This is a genomic window from Providencia sp. JUb39, from assembly GCF_012272845.1.
Classification (GTDB): Bacteria; Pseudomonadota; Gammaproteobacteria; order Enterobacterales; family Enterobacteriaceae; genus Providencia; species Providencia lanzhouensis.
This window is the reverse complement of record NZ_JAAWXD020000001.1, coordinates 1,659,962-1,675,842: the sequence shown is the minus strand read 5'-3', so window position 1 is coordinate 1,675,842 and position 15,881 is coordinate 1,659,962. Positions and strand designations below refer to the sequence as shown.

The 15,881-nt window shown below is 41.5% G+C and carries 16 protein-coding genes and 4 tRNA genes; 7 read left to right on the top strand and 13 right to left on the bottom strand.

Features of this window, described 5'->3' with window-relative positions; all coding sequences use genetic code 11:
- Positions 1–3 precede the first annotated feature (3 nt).
- Positions 4–1,053, bottom strand: coding sequence for a LacI family DNA-binding transcriptional regulator (locus HFU86_RS07510; protein ID WP_132494781.1), 1,050 nt, complete (start codon positions 1,051–1,053; stop codon positions 4–6).
- 238 nt (positions 1,054–1,291) lie between these two features.
- On the opposite strand from HFU86_RS07510, the gene HFU86_RS07505 reads away from it, so the two are divergent.
- The 3 genes from HFU86_RS07505 to HFU86_RS07495 all read left to right on the top strand — a co-directional run bounded on the left by HFU86_RS07505 (position 1,292) and on the right by HFU86_RS07495 (position 4,484).
- Positions 1,292–2,020, top strand: coding sequence for an SDR family oxidoreductase (locus HFU86_RS07505; RefSeq protein WP_036953676.1), 729 nt, complete (start codon positions 1,292–1,294; stop codon positions 2,018–2,020).
- A gap of 36 nt (positions 2,021–2,056) precedes the next feature.
- Complete coding sequence (locus HFU86_RS07500; RefSeq protein WP_187129000.1) at positions 2,057–3,679, top strand: FGGY-family carbohydrate kinase; 1,623 nt, start codon at positions 2,057–2,059, stop codon at positions 3,677–3,679.
- A 517-nt stretch (positions 3,680–4,196) separates the two neighbouring features.
- Positions 4,197–4,484, top strand: coding sequence for a hypothetical protein (locus HFU86_RS07495; RefSeq protein WP_036953682.1), 288 nt, complete (start codon positions 4,197–4,199; stop codon positions 4,482–4,484).
- Positions 4,485–4,538: 54 nt separating this feature from the next.
- Here the strand turns inward: HFU86_RS07495 and HFU86_RS07490 are convergent, their stop codons facing one another.
- Both HFU86_RS07490 and HFU86_RS07485 read right to left on the bottom strand, forming a co-directional pair.
- Positions 4,539–5,432, bottom strand: a complete 894-nt coding sequence (locus tag HFU86_RS07490) for an endonuclease/exonuclease/phosphatase family protein (protein WP_036953685.1) — start codon at positions 5,430–5,432, stop codon at positions 4,539–4,541.
- A 222-nt stretch (positions 5,433–5,654) separates the two neighbouring features.
- The gene (locus HFU86_RS07485) at positions 5,655–6,689 is read right to left on the bottom strand and encodes a LacI family DNA-binding transcriptional regulator (RefSeq protein ID WP_187128999.1); all 1,035 of its coding nucleotides are present in this window, start codon (positions 6,687–6,689) and stop codon (positions 5,655–5,657) included.
- Positions 6,690–6,925: 236 nt separating this feature from the next.
- On the opposite strand from HFU86_RS07485, the gene HFU86_RS07480 reads away from it, so the two are divergent.
- Genes HFU86_RS07480 through HFU86_RS07470 form a run of 3 tightly spaced genes read left to right on the top strand, consistent with a single transcriptional unit; the run spans position 6,926 to position 8,948 of the window.
- Positions 6,926–7,372 carry a PTS sugar transporter subunit IIA gene (locus HFU86_RS07480; protein WP_036953691.1) on the top strand — a complete coding sequence of 149 codons (447 nt, stop codon included), beginning with the start codon at positions 6,926–6,928 and terminating at the stop codon, positions 7,370–7,372.
- A gap of 20 nt (positions 7,373–7,392) precedes the next feature.
- The gene (locus HFU86_RS07475; protein ID WP_006659412.1) at positions 7,393–7,680 is read left to right on the top strand and encodes a PTS sugar transporter subunit IIB; all 288 of its coding nucleotides are present in this window, start codon (positions 7,393–7,395) and stop codon (positions 7,678–7,680) included.
- An 11-nt stretch (positions 7,681–7,691) separates the two neighbouring features.
- Positions 7,692–8,948: a PTS ascorbate transporter subunit IIC gene (locus tag HFU86_RS07470; protein ID WP_006659411.1), complete on the top strand. Its 1,257-nt coding sequence runs from the start codon at positions 7,692–7,694 to the stop codon at positions 8,946–8,948.
- A gap of 59 nt (positions 8,949–9,007) precedes the next feature.
- Here the strand turns inward: HFU86_RS07470 and HFU86_RS07465 are convergent, their stop codons facing one another.
- Positions 9,008–9,814 (bottom strand): bestrophin-like domain, encoded by an 807-nt coding sequence (locus HFU86_RS07465; protein WP_036953694.1) that lies wholly within the window; start codon positions 9,812–9,814, stop codon positions 9,008–9,010.
- A 262-nt stretch (positions 9,815–10,076) separates the two neighbouring features.
- Positions 10,077–10,847, bottom strand: coding sequence for a type I methionyl aminopeptidase (map, locus tag HFU86_RS07460; RefSeq protein WP_187128998.1), 771 nt, complete (start codon positions 10,845–10,847; stop codon positions 10,077–10,079).
- A 300-nt stretch (positions 10,848–11,147) separates the two neighbouring features.
- Here map and HFU86_RS07455 point away from each other — a divergent pair, with 300 nt between their 5' ends.
- A complete protein-coding gene (locus tag HFU86_RS07455; protein ID WP_132494773.1) occupies positions 11,148–11,567 on the top strand; it encodes a hypothetical protein in 420 nt (139 codons plus the stop codon).
- A gap of 68 nt (positions 11,568–11,635) precedes the next feature.
- On the opposite strand, the gene HFU86_RS07450 is transcribed toward HFU86_RS07455, so the two are convergent.
- From HFU86_RS07450 to pgsA, 8 genes are all read right to left on the bottom strand, one after another.
- On the bottom strand, positions 11,636–12,838 hold the full coding sequence (locus tag HFU86_RS07450) for a nicotinamide mononucleotide deamidase-related protein YfaY (RefSeq protein ID WP_132495140.1): 1,203 nt from the start codon (positions 12,836–12,838) through the stop codon (positions 11,636–11,638).
- A 131-nt stretch (positions 12,839–12,969) separates the two neighbouring features.
- Positions 12,970–14,169 (bottom strand): enoyl-ACP reductase FabV, encoded by a 1,200-nt coding sequence (fabV, locus tag HFU86_RS07445; RefSeq protein WP_036953705.1) that lies wholly within the window; start codon positions 14,167–14,169, stop codon positions 12,970–12,972.
- Positions 14,170–14,267: 98 nt separating this feature from the next.
- Positions 14,268–14,426, bottom strand: a complete 159-nt coding sequence (locus HFU86_RS07440) for a hypothetical protein (protein ID WP_036953708.1) — start codon at positions 14,424–14,426, stop codon at positions 14,268–14,270.
- Positions 14,427–14,662: 236 nt separating this feature from the next.
- Positions 14,663–14,749 (bottom strand) — tRNA-Leu (locus tag HFU86_RS07435).
- Between the two features lie 105 nt (positions 14,750–14,854).
- Positions 14,855–14,941 (bottom strand) — tRNA-Leu (locus HFU86_RS07430).
- A 7-nt stretch (positions 14,942–14,948) separates the two neighbouring features.
- Positions 14,949–15,022: transfer RNA gene (locus tag HFU86_RS07425), tRNA-Cys, on the bottom strand.
- A 25-nt stretch (positions 15,023–15,047) separates the two neighbouring features.
- Positions 15,048–15,123 (bottom strand) — tRNA-Gly (locus HFU86_RS07420).
- Positions 15,124–15,287: 164 nt separating this feature from the next.
- The gene (gene pgsA / locus HFU86_RS07415) at positions 15,288–15,836 is read right to left on the bottom strand and encodes a CDP-diacylglycerol--glycerol-3-phosphate 3-phosphatidyltransferase (protein WP_006657588.1); all 549 of its coding nucleotides are present in this window, start codon (positions 15,834–15,836) and stop codon (positions 15,288–15,290) included.
- Positions 15,837–15,881 lie beyond the last annotated feature (45 nt).

Here is a 15,881-nt window from a genome sequence, read left to right as displayed (position 1 = left end):
ATTTTATTCTGTTTTTCCTATCATGACAGGCATCACCTCAATCAGCTGAGGCTGGCTTTCTCCCGATTCTATCAAGGCGAAAATTTGCTCTAGCATAGCGGGAACATCCTGTTTAACCATCTCAATATCATTCCCAAGTAATGCGACAAATGGATCCCAGTCAAAACATCCCATCGGCGGCTGATGTGCACCCGTATGACCCTCTTTCATTAACCACCTCATCACCCCTTCCAATGAAATGGTCGAATTGACAAACAACCCACAAAGTTCAATATCTGGAGGTGTTCCTTTTTGTAAAAACGAATGTTGGGAAGAATATATGGAGAGTGCTCGTTCGGCTTTTTCTGGCGCATAACCACAAGTCAAAATATGGTGTTGAGGAACCTCTATATTCAAAGAATTGTGAGCATCAATAAACCCTCGAATTCGCTCTCGAGTGTTATGCTCCTCTTCCCGTCCCCCCACAAACACCAGCGATTCTGAGGATGCGGCTCGTTGCTGCCTTTTCTGTAAGATATTGAGCGTTAACTGCTTTGCACCGTGATAGTTATCGGAAATCACCGAAGGAGCCAACGTACCGGGTAAGTCCAAATTGAGTGTCGGCACACCTGATGCGTGGCAGATTTGCGTAATTTTATCAGGATCGGTTGCCCCCGTTGAAATCAACCAATCCACTTGATATGAAAGCATTGCCTTTGCGGCTTCCAATTCTAATTGGGGATCACGGCGTGTACAGGTAATGATAGGGAAGAGCCCACGTTCACGCGCCATCTCCTCGAAATGCTCTACAATCGACCCAAAATAACGGTTATCATATTTAGGAACCAACATCCCAATAATTTTGGATTTATTACTGCGTAATAGGCTCGCTTGCTTATTCACCGAATAGTTTTGCTCTTGCGCTATTCGCATGATTTTTTCAGCTAATTGGGCACTAATACGTCTTTTTTGCCAATTTCCATTTAATACAGCGCTAACGGCACTGGCTGAAACCCCTGCCAATTCTGCAAGGTCATAGATCGTGGTTTTCTTGTTTTGTCTGATCTTGCTCACAAATTTATGCCTCCATTTTTTCCTAGCTTGACACCAAAGCGTAAAAGTCGCAATACTGCTCCATCGATTGAGCGACATCGAAATTAACCTAGAATCGAGTTGATATGGCGATTTGCCTGCATTCTCACTCACTGAATACATTCCGCCAAATCCCCTCGTAACTTATTAAAATTAAATTAATTTCTAATACTCAGTTTGACTTCCCTATTGATTAACTAACTTATCCGGAGTGAACATCATGGCTATCTCATTAGAAAACAAAGTTGCCGCCATCACAGGTGCGGCTTCTGGTATTGGACTTGAGTGCGCACGTACCCTACTCAAAGCTGGCGCGAAAGTTGTTTTAATTGACCGTGCCGAAGAGCGATTAAATCAGTTAGTTGCCGAATTAGGCGACAATGCAATTCCTCTGGTTGTTGATTTAATGAAACCAGAACAAGTGGATGGCATGTTAGACGCCATTTTAGCCAAAGCAGGTCGCCTAGATATTTTCCACGCTAACGCAGGTGCTTATATCGGTGGTCCTGTCGCAGAAGGCGACCCAGATGTTTGGGATAAAGTATTAAACCTCAACATCAATGCTGCATTTCGCAGCGTGCGCGCCGTTCTCCCACACTTTATTGAGCAAAAATCTGGGGATGTCCTATTTACTAGCTCAATCGCAGGGATGGTGCCCGTGATTTGGGAGCCTATCTACACCGCGTCTAAATTTGCAGTGCAAGCGTTTGTCCATTCAACTCGCCGCCAAGTGTCCCAACACGGTGTTCGCGTTGGCGCGGTATTACCAGGTCCTGTTGTCACTGCATTACTGGATGACTGGCCAAAAGAAAAAATGGAAGAAGCGCTAGCCAATGGCAGCTTAATGCAACCTATCGAAGTCGCTGAAGCAGTTCTATTTATGCTGACTCGTCCAAGAAATATCACCATCCGTGATCTTGTGATCCTGCCAAACAGCGTTGATCTCTAGTTTTTACCGATAACCATAAAGATTGTGAGAGGACATATGAACAGCCCTACGCAAAGTAAAAATGACGACGTCGTCATTGGTATTGATGTCGGTACAGGCAGTGCCCGTGCAGGTATTTTTGATCTGCATGGCAACATGCTTGCGTCAGCTAAACACGATATTACGCTCTACCGTGATGGAGCCAATTTCGCAGAGCAATCAAGTAACGAAATCTGGAATGCCGTTTGTTATTGTGTGAAACATGCAATGGCAAATGCCAAGATTGATGCGAAACGCGTCGCAGGAATTGGCTTTGATGCGACCTGTTCTCTGGTTGTTTTAGATAAAAACCAGCAACCTATTTCCGTCAGCCCGAGTGAGGATCCTGAACGCAATATTATTGTTTGGATGGACCACCGCGCCACGGAGCAAGCTGAACGCATCAATAGCCTAAAACATCCAGTATTGAATTATGTTGGAGGTAAGATTTCCCCTGAAATGGAAACCCCAAAAATTCTTTGGTTAAAAGAAAACCGTCGCCAAACCTATGATAATGCGTGGCAATTTTTTGATTTGGCAGATTTCCTAACGTGGAAATCAACAGGCTCTTTAGCGCGCTCTACATGCACAGTAACCTGTAAGTGGACTTACTTGGCACATGAAAAACGCTGGGATGCTGACTATTTTCGCCAAATTGGTCTCGCTGAATTAGCGGACGAAAACTTTGCTCGCATTGGTCAAGAAATTGTCGAACCAGGCACACCAAACGAAAACGGCTTAACCGTCCAAGCGGCTGAACAAATGGGACTGTTGGTTGGGACGCCCGTTGCCGCAGGAATGATTGATGCTCATGCTGGTGGAATTGGTACAGTTGGGGTGAATGGTGATGCTACTGCAAATATGGCATATGTTTTCGGTACGTCTTCCTGCACGATGACCACCACCCAAGACCCGGTATTTATCCCTGGTGTTTGGGGACCTTATTATTCTGCAATGGTCCCAGGAATGTGGCTCAACGAAGGGGGACAAAGTGCTGCCGGTGCGGCAATTGACCAACTACTTTCGTTACATCCGATGGCCGCACAAGCCAAAGTGATGGCAAAAGAGCAAGGCAAGTCATTACCCGTTATGCTAGCAGATAAAGTATTAGAAAAATCAGGTACTCCATCTCAAGCAGTTGAATTAGCTAAAGGTATTCATATTGTTCCTGAATTTTTAGGCAATAGAGCTCCTTTCGCCGATCCCCACGCGAAAGCCATCATTGCGGGCTTAACCATGGATAACAGCTTTGATAACTTACTTGCATTCTATACCGCTGGCGTTTGCAGTATCGGCTATGGATTACGACAAATCATTGATGCTCAGGCACAATCAGGCGCTGTTATCCAAAACATCGCTATCAGCGGTGGCGCTGGTCAGCACCCACTTATCCGCCAACTTCTAGCCGATACCTGTGGTGTTCCTGTGATTTCAACTCAAGCGGATGAACCTGTATTACTGGGCTCTGCTATTTTGGGTGCAGTCGCGGGAGGTGTTTGTGAGAATGTTGCACAAGCAATGGCTCAATTTGCAAACATTGATTTAACTTATCAACCTAATGAGCAGTTTAAATCACATCATCAAACTCGGTTCACTTCTTTCCAGCATTTACAACAATGTGCTAGAGAATTGAAAGGTTAATTTGCTAATTTAAACAATCAAATAAAAAGGGATAAATTTTATTTATCCCTTTTTATTAAAGGCAATAAAACAATATTAAAACAACGTACAAATAAATAATTAACATTAAATATTAGAGTTAATAATAATCATTATAATTAAAATAAAACCATAATATAAATAACCATTAGATACATATGAAATAAACGCACTAATGTATGATTCAGGACATCGAAAATCCGCCCATTACATGCGGAAAGTAAGGAAAACCTCAGATTTGTTAGAGAGATCATCTGATGAAATATTCATTTTCATATTTTTTAATATGATAGAATTCCATTAATATTTACAAGGGTTAAATTCTGACTTTCACCCTTCAACATTCTTTCAGAGAAATAAACTGCTAACATAATGATATAATAGAAAATACGATTTTAGGGTTAATTTAAAAACCAAAAACTAAAATTATCCGACTAATTTTGATAAAAGATTTATAGTAACTTGTGTACTATTCAAAAAAACAAAAATAGGACCCATCATGACAAATACACAACTACTGTTGTTGGCAACCAACAACATCAAAAATAATACCGAACTCAGCCATTCTCAAGAGTCCTATGTTTATCAATATTACTATGAAAACGTCGCCAATAAGTTCTCGACAATTAAAGAATTTATGTATGAATTCATTATATTAACTAAACCCGCCTTAGAAAATGAAGCGGATTTTCACGCATTAAGCTCACGCATTTACGCCGCTATTGAAGAGTACTTAGGGATAGCTCAAGTCCGTTATATTCAGCGCCAAAAATTACTGCAAAAGTAAGTGATTCTAATAAAAACAGACCTCAAATAGAGGCCTGTCCACTATCCTAATAACTTACTGTTCTTGTAACTCAAGTTCTGCAATAACCGGCAAATGGTCACTGACTTTTGACCATTGAAAGTCTTTACTGTCTGTTGGAATTGTCATGGTTTTCACATCCCAAACCTGACCTTTATAGGTAAAGATATGGTCGATATCTATGGCAGGGTTAACAGCAGGCCATGTGCGATAATTCACCCCTTTTTTCTCAACTGGATCCCAAAAATAGCTGATTTCCTGAATAGGTTGCTCTTTTGCGGTTGAGTTAAAATCCCCTGCGAGGATTTTGATGGAGGCAGCAATATTATCAAAACCTGTTTCGGTATCACCAATCGTCGCATCGAGAATATGGCGAACTTGACCTATGCGGATGGTAGGATCTTTCTGCCAGTCTAAGTGAGTTCCCATGATAATAATGGGTGAGTCAAAACCAGGTTTTGTAATTTGTGATAATAATACCACTCGCTGCTCTGCTCCGCCTGATGGTAAATTCACGACTTGAGATTTCTCAATTTTATATTTTGATAAAATTCCTACACCATATTCACCACCATCAAAATCGAGTGCCTTACCAAACGCAAAATCCATTTTGTTCGCTTTGGCAATTTCCTCTAGTTGGTTCACTTTCTTACTACGTGCAGTTTTATTGTCAATTTCAGTTAAGACAATAACATCCGCATCAATCTTAGCGATCGCTTTGCTCAATTCATCTAAATTAGCGACATCCGCTGCCAACTCATTTTTACCAATATTATAAGTAGCAACTTTGATCGTTGGTTTATTTGCAGAATACACCTTATTCGGCGTTCCACCATTTTGTACCATTAAAACTTCAGAACCTGTTGTTGCCGCTGTCGCACCACACGAAACTAAAATTGCGGCAGACACGAGTGTTTTTATTGATTTCATAATGTACTTATCCCCAGTGTAATAACTATCTCAAGTTAAACAAAGCATCTATCTCTGCATAAAATCCGAACATGCACGATAGATATAAGGAGAAAATTAGCACAGAAGAATAAATAAACAGTGACCTCTACAGCATTCTTATTTCGAGATTAAAAATAACTTTTAACCTTTACATAATTCTGTGACCGGATACACAATATAGTGCAACAAATACAGTGATTTCTAGCCACTTTGCCTTGCCTCAAATTTATAAGGGAAGACAATTTCATCCTGAATATTGGCAAAGCTTTCTTCCGTATCCCCTAACCATTTTAAGAGTTTTTTCGCGGTCTCTCGCGCCATTTTACTGTAATCAATGCGCACAGATGTAAGCGATGGATGAATATGATCGCAATTTTCCGACCCTTCAACACACACCACTGCCAACATCTTCGGAATTTTAATTAGCCGTCGCTGACATTCAAACATGACCCCTAACGCTATCATTTCATGGCTACAAATCACGGCTTCTAATTCTGGTTGACGGGTCAACATTTCACTAATCGCCTGCCGACCAAAGTCCATGGTGGCCACATACGGCGTCATAATGCTTTGCTCAGCGCTTAAGTTATGCTTTAACAGCGTGTTATTCCAACCACTCAGTTGTTGACCCTGCATTTTGCTGTCCATTTGCGCACCAATGTAGCCAATGCGCTGGTGACCTTTTTGCAGCAAATAGTGTGTGAGGAAACTGACTGCTTCCCCTAAATTATTTTTTATATTGAGTGTAAAACGATGAGCGGGATCCCCCGTCACGTTAATTACGGGAATAGGTAAATTATTCAGAGTCCCCAAGGCACTTTCAGAATTCATTGCACCAAAAATTACCAATGCGGCGGGGCTACTTTGCAACAGTGTGAGTAGCACCTCAGACTCTTTTTTATGCTGATAATCGTGACTACCAATCACCACTTGATAATTATTTTTGTTCAAGACTTCTTGTAAAGCTTGCAGAAAAACTGAGCTTGCATTGTCTCGTAATGATGGGATCAATACTGCAATTGTTCGGCTTTGACCTGACGCTAAAATGCCCGCAGCGGAATTGGGAATGTAGCCGAGCTCCTCAACAGCTTCATTGATTTTCTCCCTCAATTTGTCCGAGACTAACTCCGGTGTCCGCAAAGCACGCGATACCGTCATTGAACCTACCCCCGCATATTTCGCGACGTCTTGTAATGTGACTCTGCCTGTATTCTTTCTTTTTCGGGTTTTCTGCATGAAATTACTTTGTTTCGTCTAAACTTATTATTCAACGACGATAACTTATCACAGCTCCGATTTGTTAATTAACTGCCAAATGCACTAAAAATGATTTTATTAACGATATTTAGCCAAAATGATAGCGCTATCACGAAAATGAATAATTCAGCTAGATAGCGCTACCATAGATCACTACTATTCATTCCATTACTAAAACATCTAATAGAATTTCTTTTTTACCAGGAGCCAAGCCAATGCTAACTACGTTACTAACCCCGAATGTGGTTCAGGTGGTTGACAGCGCCAATGACTGGCGTGATGCAATAAAAATTGCCTGTAATCCCTTAATTAATAATAAGTTCATCGAACCTCGTTATATTGATGCCATCATTCAATCCCACGAAAAAATCGGCCCTTACTATGTATTAGGCCCAGGTATTGCAATGCCACATGCCCGCCCTGAAGACGGAGTTAACCAGTTATCTCTTGGTTTAACCGTCATCAAACAAGGGGTTGAGTTTGGTTCAGAAGGTAACGATCCAATTAAGTTATTGATTGTTCTTGCAGCAACAGACAGCAACAGCCATATCGGTGCGATTGCAAAACTGGCTGAACTTTTTGATAACCAAGAAGATATTGATAGCATCATGCAATCAGAAAACGTAGATGACATCCTTAACATCATCGCTAAATATGAATAATTGAGTCATAGGTAAATATTATGAAAATCACTGTTGTTTGTGGAAATGGTTTAGGTACAAGTCTGATGATGGAAATGAGCATCAAGACAATTTTAAAAGACCTACAAGTTGCGGCTGATGTTGACCACGTTGACTTAGGTTCAGCCAAAGGTACTGTCAGCGATATTTTTGTCGGCACTACAGATATCGCCGAACAATTAGTTGCTCAACAAGTTGGCGGCGAAATTGTTGCTCTGGAAAATATGATTGATAAAGTCGCGATGAAAGAACGTCTGAGCGTGGCTTTACAGAAACTCGGCGCGATGTAACCGGAGGCTTCATGGAATTCTTTCGTTTTCTGATGCAAGATGTGCTTTCTGAACCGGCGGTACTCGTCGGCCTGATCGCACTTATCGGTCTGATTGCTCAAAAGAAACCTGTTACTGAATGTATTAAAGGCACCATCAAAACCATCATGGGTTTTGTAATTTTAGGTGCCGGTGCAGGGTTAGTTGTCAGCTCTTTAGGTGATTTTTCCGCGATTTTCCAACACGCATTTGGTATCAATGGTGTCGTGCCTAACAACGAAGCAATCGTGTCTATTGCACAAAAAAGCTTCGGTCGTGAAATGGCAATGATCATGTTCTTTGCGATGTTAATCAATATCTTGATTGCTCGCCTGACCCCATGGAAATTTATCTTCCTGACAGGTCACCATACTTTATTCATGTCCATGATGATTGCGGTTATCTTAGCGACCGCAGGTATGGAAGGAACCATGCTAGTTGCTGTCGGTTCACTGATTGTCGGTTTCTGTATGGTGTTCTTCCCTGCGATTGCACACCCGTACATGAAAAAAGTCACTGGTTCTGATGATGTGGCAATTGGTCACTTCTCCACTATTTCTTATGTGTTAGCAGGCTTTATCGGTAGCAAATTTGGTAATAAAGAACATTCTACTGAAGATATGAATGTGCCAAAAAGCTTATTGTTCCTGCGTGATACACCAGTCGCTATTTCGTTCACTATGTTCATCATCTTTATCATTACTTGTTTGTTTGCAGGCAGTGATTTTGTTCGTGAAGTGAGCGGTGGTAAAAACTGGTTCATGTTCTCGTTGATGCAATCCATTACTTTTGCAGCGGGTGTTTACATCATTCTGCAAGGTGTGCGTATGGTTATTGCCGAAATCGTTCCTGCATTTAAAGGGATCTCTGATAAATTAGTGCCAAATGCAAAACCTGCATTAGACTGCCCTGTGGTCTTCCCTTACGCGCCGAATGCGGTGTTAGTTGGCTTCTTAAGCAGCTTTGCAGCGGGTGTATTAGGCATGTTTGTTCTGTATGCACTGAACATGACGGTAATTATTCCGGGAGTTGTACCACACTTCTTCGTAGGTGCGGCGGCTGGGGTATTCGGTAACGCTACGGGTGGACGCCGTGGTGCTATCCTTGGTGCCTTTGCTCAAGGTCTGTTAATTACCTTCTTACCTGTATTCTTGCTGCCAGTCCTCGGCGATATCGGTATTGCAAATACGACCTTTAGTGACGCTGACTTCGGCGCTATCGGAATTTTATTAGGTATTATCGTTCGATAATCCTTCAACCCTCTGAGTTTATACTCAGAGGGTTTTCCATCATTCCTGCACTGCCTAACTTACTTTCCCAGCCAAGCACCATCCTTAAATAAGAAGTCCTGCAATAAAAGTAAATCATCCGGCGTAACATGGATCACCCCTTCTCCTGGGATATCAATTTCTGCAATCATAAATAGCGCCAATGTTGTCAAAGATGGCAGAATAACAATAAGCCAGTTTTTACCTTTTGTTCCTCGAATGTTATAACCTATCAAGACATTCGAGCAGACAGCGAAAAATATCAGTAAGAACCAAGCAGCATTCGGGATTTGGTGTCGCCAGCTCGCCATGGTTTTTTGTTGAGAAACATATAAATCACCAAATGCCGATAAAACCGAAGAGACCACAGGGTTCGGCGATTCTTGAGCCTGTTTCACACCGATTTCCCAGAGTTGCCCCTGTTTAGTCAGGGAGGTCATTCGCCATTGGCTGTTTTCATCACTCACTCCCGATTTAAAAAATTCGATGCGCGCTTCAAGATATTGTTGAATAAGCAATGAGGCTTCTGCTCGTTCATCACCGCTGAGTAATTGTGCTCGTTGATAAGCATTTCCAATCGCAATTGCTTCGTTTTCTTCTGTTTGCTGGCGGTTGTTATAACCATTGATGGAAATCGATAATACAAAGCCAATCAACAGACCCAATAACGACAAAATCGCGCCTAAAATAATTTTTGCCTCATCATCCGCTAGCTCTTCATGAGCACTGCGGCGTTTAAAAATATATTTTCCAATATACGCAGAAATAATTAATAAAACGAAGGTGACAATAAATAAAAGAATAGAATCAATGGGCGTATCGTTAATTAACTCAGAGAGGTTAAACATGCGTGGCACCAAAAAAGTTTATTTGCCGATATATAACACGATCAAATGCGGAATATCTATGTAAATTACCTTTTTGGTGGGTATTTTAGTAATAAGCTTCAGATCTGTTACCCAATAACGATAACCCAAGTTGAAATGACATCAATAAATGAATATTTTCAGAATTTAAGTATTAAATTTAATGAAAAAAATCACCATATTCCATTTATGGTGAATATGGTGAATATGGCGATTTGCAAAACTGTATTAGAACTAAATCGAATTAGCGCTCTTCATCACGCAAAGTCAGTACTTCATAACCATCTTTAGTGACCAAGATGGTGTGTTCCGACTGCGCAGAAAGCTTTTTATCTCGCGTCACGACCGTCCAACCATCTTTTTTTGTTTTTATTTTCATGCCGCCTTGGTTGATCATTGGCTCTATGGTGAATGTCATTCCTTCTTTTAGAACCACACCCCGCCCACGGGTTCCATAATGTAATACTTGCGGGTCCTCATGCATTTTTCGACCAATTCCATGCCCACAATATTCACGAACGACGCTATAGCCATTTGATTCCGCATGATGTTGAATAGCTGATCCAATATCACCTAACGTAGCACCTGGTTTTACCTGCTTGATCCCTTCCCACATTGCATTATAGGTATCTTTCACTAATTTTCGGGCAAGCGGGGAAGCTTCTGGCATCACATACATTTTACTTGAATCAGCAATAAAACCATTTTTCTCAAGGGTTATATCCACATTAATAATATCTTTTGGCTTTAAGATTTCATCGACTTTTGGCACACCATGGCACACCACTTCGTTAATTGATGTATTTAGAACATATTGATAACCGTATTGGCCTTTACTGGCAGGACGCGCTTGAAGTTCATTCACAATATAGCTTTCGACTTTGTCGTTAATTGCCATTGTGGATATTCCGGGAACGATAAACTCATCCAACATTTTAAAAACGCTAGCAAGCAATCGACCAGATTCTCGCATTAATTCTATCTCTTCAACATTTTTAATCGTGATATTGTCCATTGAGTTTCCTTTAAACTGCCGTTCACGTATTCAGTTTTTCGTTAAATAACGTGCTAAAAATCTGACTTAACATAACTTGGTTATGGCTATAAATTGGTATGATCATAACGTATCAATTGCTCCCATTAAAGCACTCCACTATTGAAAGGCACAAAACGGCATAAAATAAATACGTGATGATTTCTTAAGCTTCAAGGATTGTCTTAATTACAGCTAGAATTATTGCTGCTAAATTGTTAAGTAGAAAATTTAAATTTCTTATATTATTAATCAGTTATTGAGACTAATTTGAGAGAGCAAATGAAAAAATATTTACTGAGTATTAGTATAGCTGCCAATGCTGTTTTACTCGTTGCGCTAATCGCTGTCGCTGTGATGCTATTTAATTTAAAAGCGAAGGTGGATAACGCAATTCAACAAGTAAAAGATGGTGAATATATTGAGTTGGCCAAAGAGAATATTTTACCTGACTCTTTAAAAAGTTTGTCTAAGATTGATGTCACAGATAAACCTTGCGACTATTTTTATCAGAATGTGGATGTGTTTATCGAATACTTGAAAGATAACCCAGACATTGCAGGCGCAGATATTTATGCCAATCAAATTGCCGCATTAAAACGTAAAATTGAAAAAGCCCCTTCTGTTTTTCAAGATAAAGCCTGTGAAAAAGGGATTTCTGGGCTTAATTTTATGATTGAAACTATCTCGCCCACTGAATAATAGATATGAACCACCCTATTTTCATTGAGGGTGGTTTTGCAAATAATCCTAGCGCCACGTTAATTACTTTAGTTAACTTCCATCACTTGAATTTGCTCTAGCCATTCATAATCCCCAATGATTGGGCGACCATCTAGCCAACGAGATAACATATCCAACATCAACATCACGCTAACCTGCTGTTTTTCCAGTTCTGAGTGATTGCGAGGTAAATAATTTACACACTGAGCATAACTACCTGTTGGGGTGGATAATGCTAAAGATAAAGTTCCATCATAATATTCGCCAATGACTAAACCAATCTCACGCTGATTTAGCGACCGATTATTTTTTGCAGTTTGGACTAAGGCTGCCAAATCTGCATGCGTTGCTGATTTTTCAATATTTCCTTGAGTGACAGGCGCTTTTGCTGCATTCAATGTCCAATAGAGTAAGCCGGCACTGAACTGTTCGTGTGTCACAACTGAAAGCTGTTGTTGTTCAAGTGATTCTCGTACTAACGCGCCAATACCTTCGGTGCCTTCAAATACTTTATTGTCACCGACACCCGCTTTCACGACTTGCCAAACTTGCTCCATCGCATCACGTTGATTTGCAGGTCCGGTCAATTTTAATTCAATGATTGGCATTGAAGAACGGTAGCCCAATACGCACTCTTTTGGTAACTCAAGTGGGTCAAACTGCCTTGCAAGACTACTTTCACTGCGACCAAAACTGGTTAGACGCAAACAAATTGGTGGCTCTGGCAACGTAAGCTTTTGACGTAAACGAGGAATGATCTGTTCATTGACCATGACTTTAAACTCAGAAGGGACGCCTGGTGTAAAAAAGAACCAACAATCATTAAGATGCATTGCAAAACCACAAGCGGTTCCCACTGGATTATCAATAAGTTCGGCATTGACGGGTAACAGGGCCTGCTTACGATTGGTAGCTGGCATTTCACGCCCTCGAGCAGTGAAATAGCTCTCCATTACCGCAATCCATTCTGGATGTTCAACAAGCGGTACACCCGCAGCCGTTGCAGCCGCTAAGGCACTGAGATCATCACTCGTTGGACCTAACCCACCATTAACAATAACCACATTTGCATGATGGCTACGCTCGATAAATGTTTCCACTAAGCTATCAAGAGAATCACCGACCGTTGTACGGCTATGCAGCGGTAATCCTTGCTGAAACAAACAATCCGCTAGCCACGCCGCATTGGTATCAATAATTTGGCCATGCAGCACTTCATCACCGGTACTTAACATTTCTACAATCAACATCCCTGCGCTCCCTTTTTGAGGCTTACCATGAAAAGCCAATTTGATCATTATTATCCTAGAGCGAAAAAAGTAAAACCCCGAGAACTGGTTTACCAGCGCTCGGGGTTTTCAGCGAAATAGATAGCTATCTATTAAACTAATTCTTTCACTTCAAAATTAGCTTCGCCGCTTAAGTCTGCTTCGTAATCAACACCATCTAAGCCAAAGCCAAATAAGCGTAAGAATTCAGCTTTGTAGCCTTGATAGTCAGTCAGCGCATTGATGTTATCGTCGTTAAGCTGTTTCCAGATTTGACGACAAGTTTCTTGCACATCATCACGCAGTTCCCAGTCATCCAGACGCAGACGGTTTTTCTCGTCAGTTTCTGGTGTTTCACCGCTGAATAATTTAGTTGCGAACAGGCGTTGAATTTGCTCGATACAACCTTCATGAATGCCCTGCTCTTTCATGATTTTGAACACGATTGAGATATAAAGAGGCATTACAGGAATTGCTGAAGATGCTTGAGTAACCACAGATTTCAGTACAGCAACATGTGCGGAACCGCCTTTCTTCGCCATTTTTTCATTGATAGCATGGGCTGCGCGATCTAAATCTTCTTTCGCTTTACCTAATGTACCGTGCCAGTAGATTGGCCACGTTAAATCAGTACCGATATAGGAGTAAGCAACGGATTGTGCATTGTCAGCCAGAACACCAGCATCCGCTAATGCGTTCATCCACAATTCCCAATCTTGACCGCCCATCACTTTTACGGTGTCTTCGATTTCTTGCTCGTTGGCAGGTTCAACAACGGCTTCGATCAGCACATCTTTGTTGGTATCCAGCGCAACAGATTTGTACGGTTCGCCAATTGGTTTTAATGCTGAACGTACAACTTCACCCGTTTCAGGCATTTTACGCACTGGAGAAGCCAGTGAATAAACCACTAAATCGATTTGACCTAAATCTTGTTTAATTAAGTCGATTACGGTTTGACGGCACTCATTGGAGAATGCATCACCGTTGATGCTTTTCGCATACAGACCCGCTTCTTTCGCTGCCTTGTCAAAACCAGCGGCGTTGTACCAGCCTGCGGAACCTGTTTTGCTCTCACTGCCCGGTTTTTCAAAGAAAACACCGATGGTCGCTGCACCGCTGCCAAAAGCCGCATTGATGCGTGAAGCCAGACCATAACCAGTGGATGCACCAATTACCAGAACCTTTTTCGGTCCATTTTTCAGTTCACCACGAGATTTCACATAGGCAATTTGCTCACGAACATGGGCTTCGCAGCCTGCTGGGTGAGCTGTAGTGCAGATAAAACCACGAATTTTAGGTTTGATAATCATAGTAATTTTTCTTGGTAGCTTACAATCGAACACTAATATACCTGATATTCATCTTATACTTAAGATGTATAGGCAAGAAACATAGTGAACAGACCAGTTTATTTAGGATTTTGACTCTTTTCGTGCTGTTCCACTTGAGAAAAAGCGAGCGATTTCAACCAATCAGCAAGTAATGGCGTGGTTTTTATCGCATCTAACATCGCGCGCTCATGCTTGGTTAAGCGGACAACCACAATTTCAGTTTTCATATTAGACATCACCCTCTCCTTTTTCTAAAACGCAGATATTGGCACAGTTCAAGGTGGGATGGGTCTGACTTACTTATTTTTACTTAGTCTTTCGGGATCTTGATAAAAATGGGAGAAAAATGACAAAAAATTGGATTCGTAAAATCCATTGAAGAGCCAATAATTATTTTTATATTCAAACGCAAAAAAGCCACCCATTGGGTGGCTTTTTCTAACTTACTGATTAAATTCAGTTAAGTTTTGTATGGTGCCCAGGGCGGGACTTGAACCCGCACAGCCTTACAGCCGAGGGATTTTAAATCCCTTGTGTCTACCGATTTCACCACCTGGGCCAAATTTTTAATACTGCTTTACTGCTTATCTAGTAGCTAAGTTTTATTAACTAACTAGTTTAAATCTTTAAAGTAAAATGGACCTATTGGTCCATTCACTAAATATGGTGCCCAGGGCGGGACTTGAACCCGCACAGCCTTACAGCCGAGGGATTTTAAATCCCTTGTGTCTACCGATTTCACCACCTGGGCTAGAATTTGGAGGCGCGTCCCGGAGTCGAACCGAGCTACACGGATTTGCAATCCGGTGCATAACCGCTTTGCTAACGCGCCTTACACCCTAGTCTTTTTCAAGATTTGGAGCGGGAAACGAGACTCGAACTCGCGACCCCGACCTTGGCAAGGTCGTGCTCTACCAACTGAGCTATTCCCGCTTAAGCTTCACTTTTCAGTTTCTGCTCTCAAACTGGCTGATTTACTTATTTATTTTCGTAAACCACGTTGCCGTTCGATGCGTTGCATTCTACTGATTTCACCTATCGAGTCAATACAATTATTGAAATAATTGGATCGTTCGCTGTTTTTTCAATCATTTCGATCACGCTTCGCTCAAATCGCCCCACGCAGCCTTTAAATATTGGAACATTGACCAGAAAGTCAGAATTGCAGCCACATATAAAAGCGCAATAGACAGATGTTCGATCAGCGGATTTGGACGCCATAATAAGCCCACCAGCGACATCATTTGCGCGGTAGTTTTGAACTTACCAATCCAAGAAACAGCCACACTGCTGCGCTTACCAATTTCTGCCATCCACTCTCTGAGTGAAGAGATAATGATTTCACGGGCAATCATGGTTGCTGCGGGTAACGTTACATACCAAACATCGTAACTTTCAGTCACTAAGACTAATGCTGTCGCAACCATAACTTTGTCTGCAACAGGATCGAGGAAAGCACCAAACTTGGTCGTTTGCTTCCATAGACGCGCTAAAAATCCGTCGAACCAATCCGTCACAGCGGCGATCACAAAAATCAGCGCACAAGCAAAAGGTCCCCAACTAACAGGAAGATAAAATGCTAATACAAAAAACGGTATCAGGATGACACGGAATAAGGTCAACCACGTTGGTATATTTAATTTCATCGCGCTCACTAACTCTTTGTCCAAGACGGATACCTTAGTATGTTG

What these genes read in the sequence shown, in the direction of transcription:
- HFU86_RS07450 (WP_132495140.1), bottom strand. Translation starts at nt 12,838, where the DNA reads ATGTTGATTGTAGAAATGTTAAGTACCGGTGATGAAGTGCTGCATGGC.
- HFU86_RS07505 (WP_036953676.1), top strand. Translation starts at nt 1,292, where the DNA reads ATGGCTATCTCATTAGAAAACAAAGTTGCCGCCATCACAGGTGCGGCT.
- pgsA (WP_006657588.1), bottom strand. Translation starts at nt 15,836, where the DNA reads ATGAAATTAAATATACCAACGTGGTTGACCTTATTCCGTGTCATCCTG.
- HFU86_RS07480 (WP_036953691.1), top strand. Translation starts at nt 6,926, where the DNA reads ATGCTAACTACGTTACTAACCCCGAATGTGGTTCAGGTGGTTGACAGC.
- HFU86_RS07490 (WP_036953685.1), bottom strand. Translation starts at nt 5,432, where the DNA reads ATGAAATCAATAAAAACACTCGTGTCTGCCGCAATTTTAGTTTCGTGT.
- HFU86_RS07465 (WP_036953694.1), bottom strand. Translation starts at nt 9,814, where the DNA reads ATGTTTAACCTCTCTGAGTTAATTAACGATACGCCCATTGATTCTATT.
- HFU86_RS07495 (WP_036953682.1), top strand. Translation starts at nt 4,197, where the DNA reads ATGACAAATACACAACTACTGTTGTTGGCAACCAACAACATCAAAAAT.
- HFU86_RS07475 (WP_006659412.1), top strand. Translation starts at nt 7,393, where the DNA reads ATGAAAATCACTGTTGTTTGTGGAAATGGTTTAGGTACAAGTCTGATG.
- map (WP_187128998.1), bottom strand. Translation starts at nt 10,847, where the DNA reads ATGGACAATATCACGATTAAAAATGTTGAAGAGATAGAATTAATGCGA.
- HFU86_RS07485 (WP_187128999.1), bottom strand. Translation starts at nt 6,689, where the DNA reads ATGCAGAAAACCCGAAAAAGAAAGAATACAGGCAGAGTCACATTACAA.
- HFU86_RS07500 (WP_187129000.1), top strand. Translation starts at nt 2,057, where the DNA reads ATGAACAGCCCTACGCAAAGTAAAAATGACGACGTCGTCATTGGTATT.
- HFU86_RS07470 (WP_006659411.1), top strand. Translation starts at nt 7,692, where the DNA reads ATGGAATTCTTTCGTTTTCTGATGCAAGATGTGCTTTCTGAACCGGCG.
- HFU86_RS07455 (WP_132494773.1), top strand. Translation starts at nt 11,148, where the DNA reads ATGAAAAAATATTTACTGAGTATTAGTATAGCTGCCAATGCTGTTTTA.
- fabV (WP_036953705.1), bottom strand. Translation starts at nt 14,169, where the DNA reads ATGATTATCAAACCTAAAATTCGTGGTTTTATCTGCACTACAGCTCAC.
- HFU86_RS07440 (WP_036953708.1), bottom strand. Translation starts at nt 14,426, where the DNA reads ATGTCTAATATGAAAACTGAAATTGTGGTTGTCCGCTTAACCAAGCAT.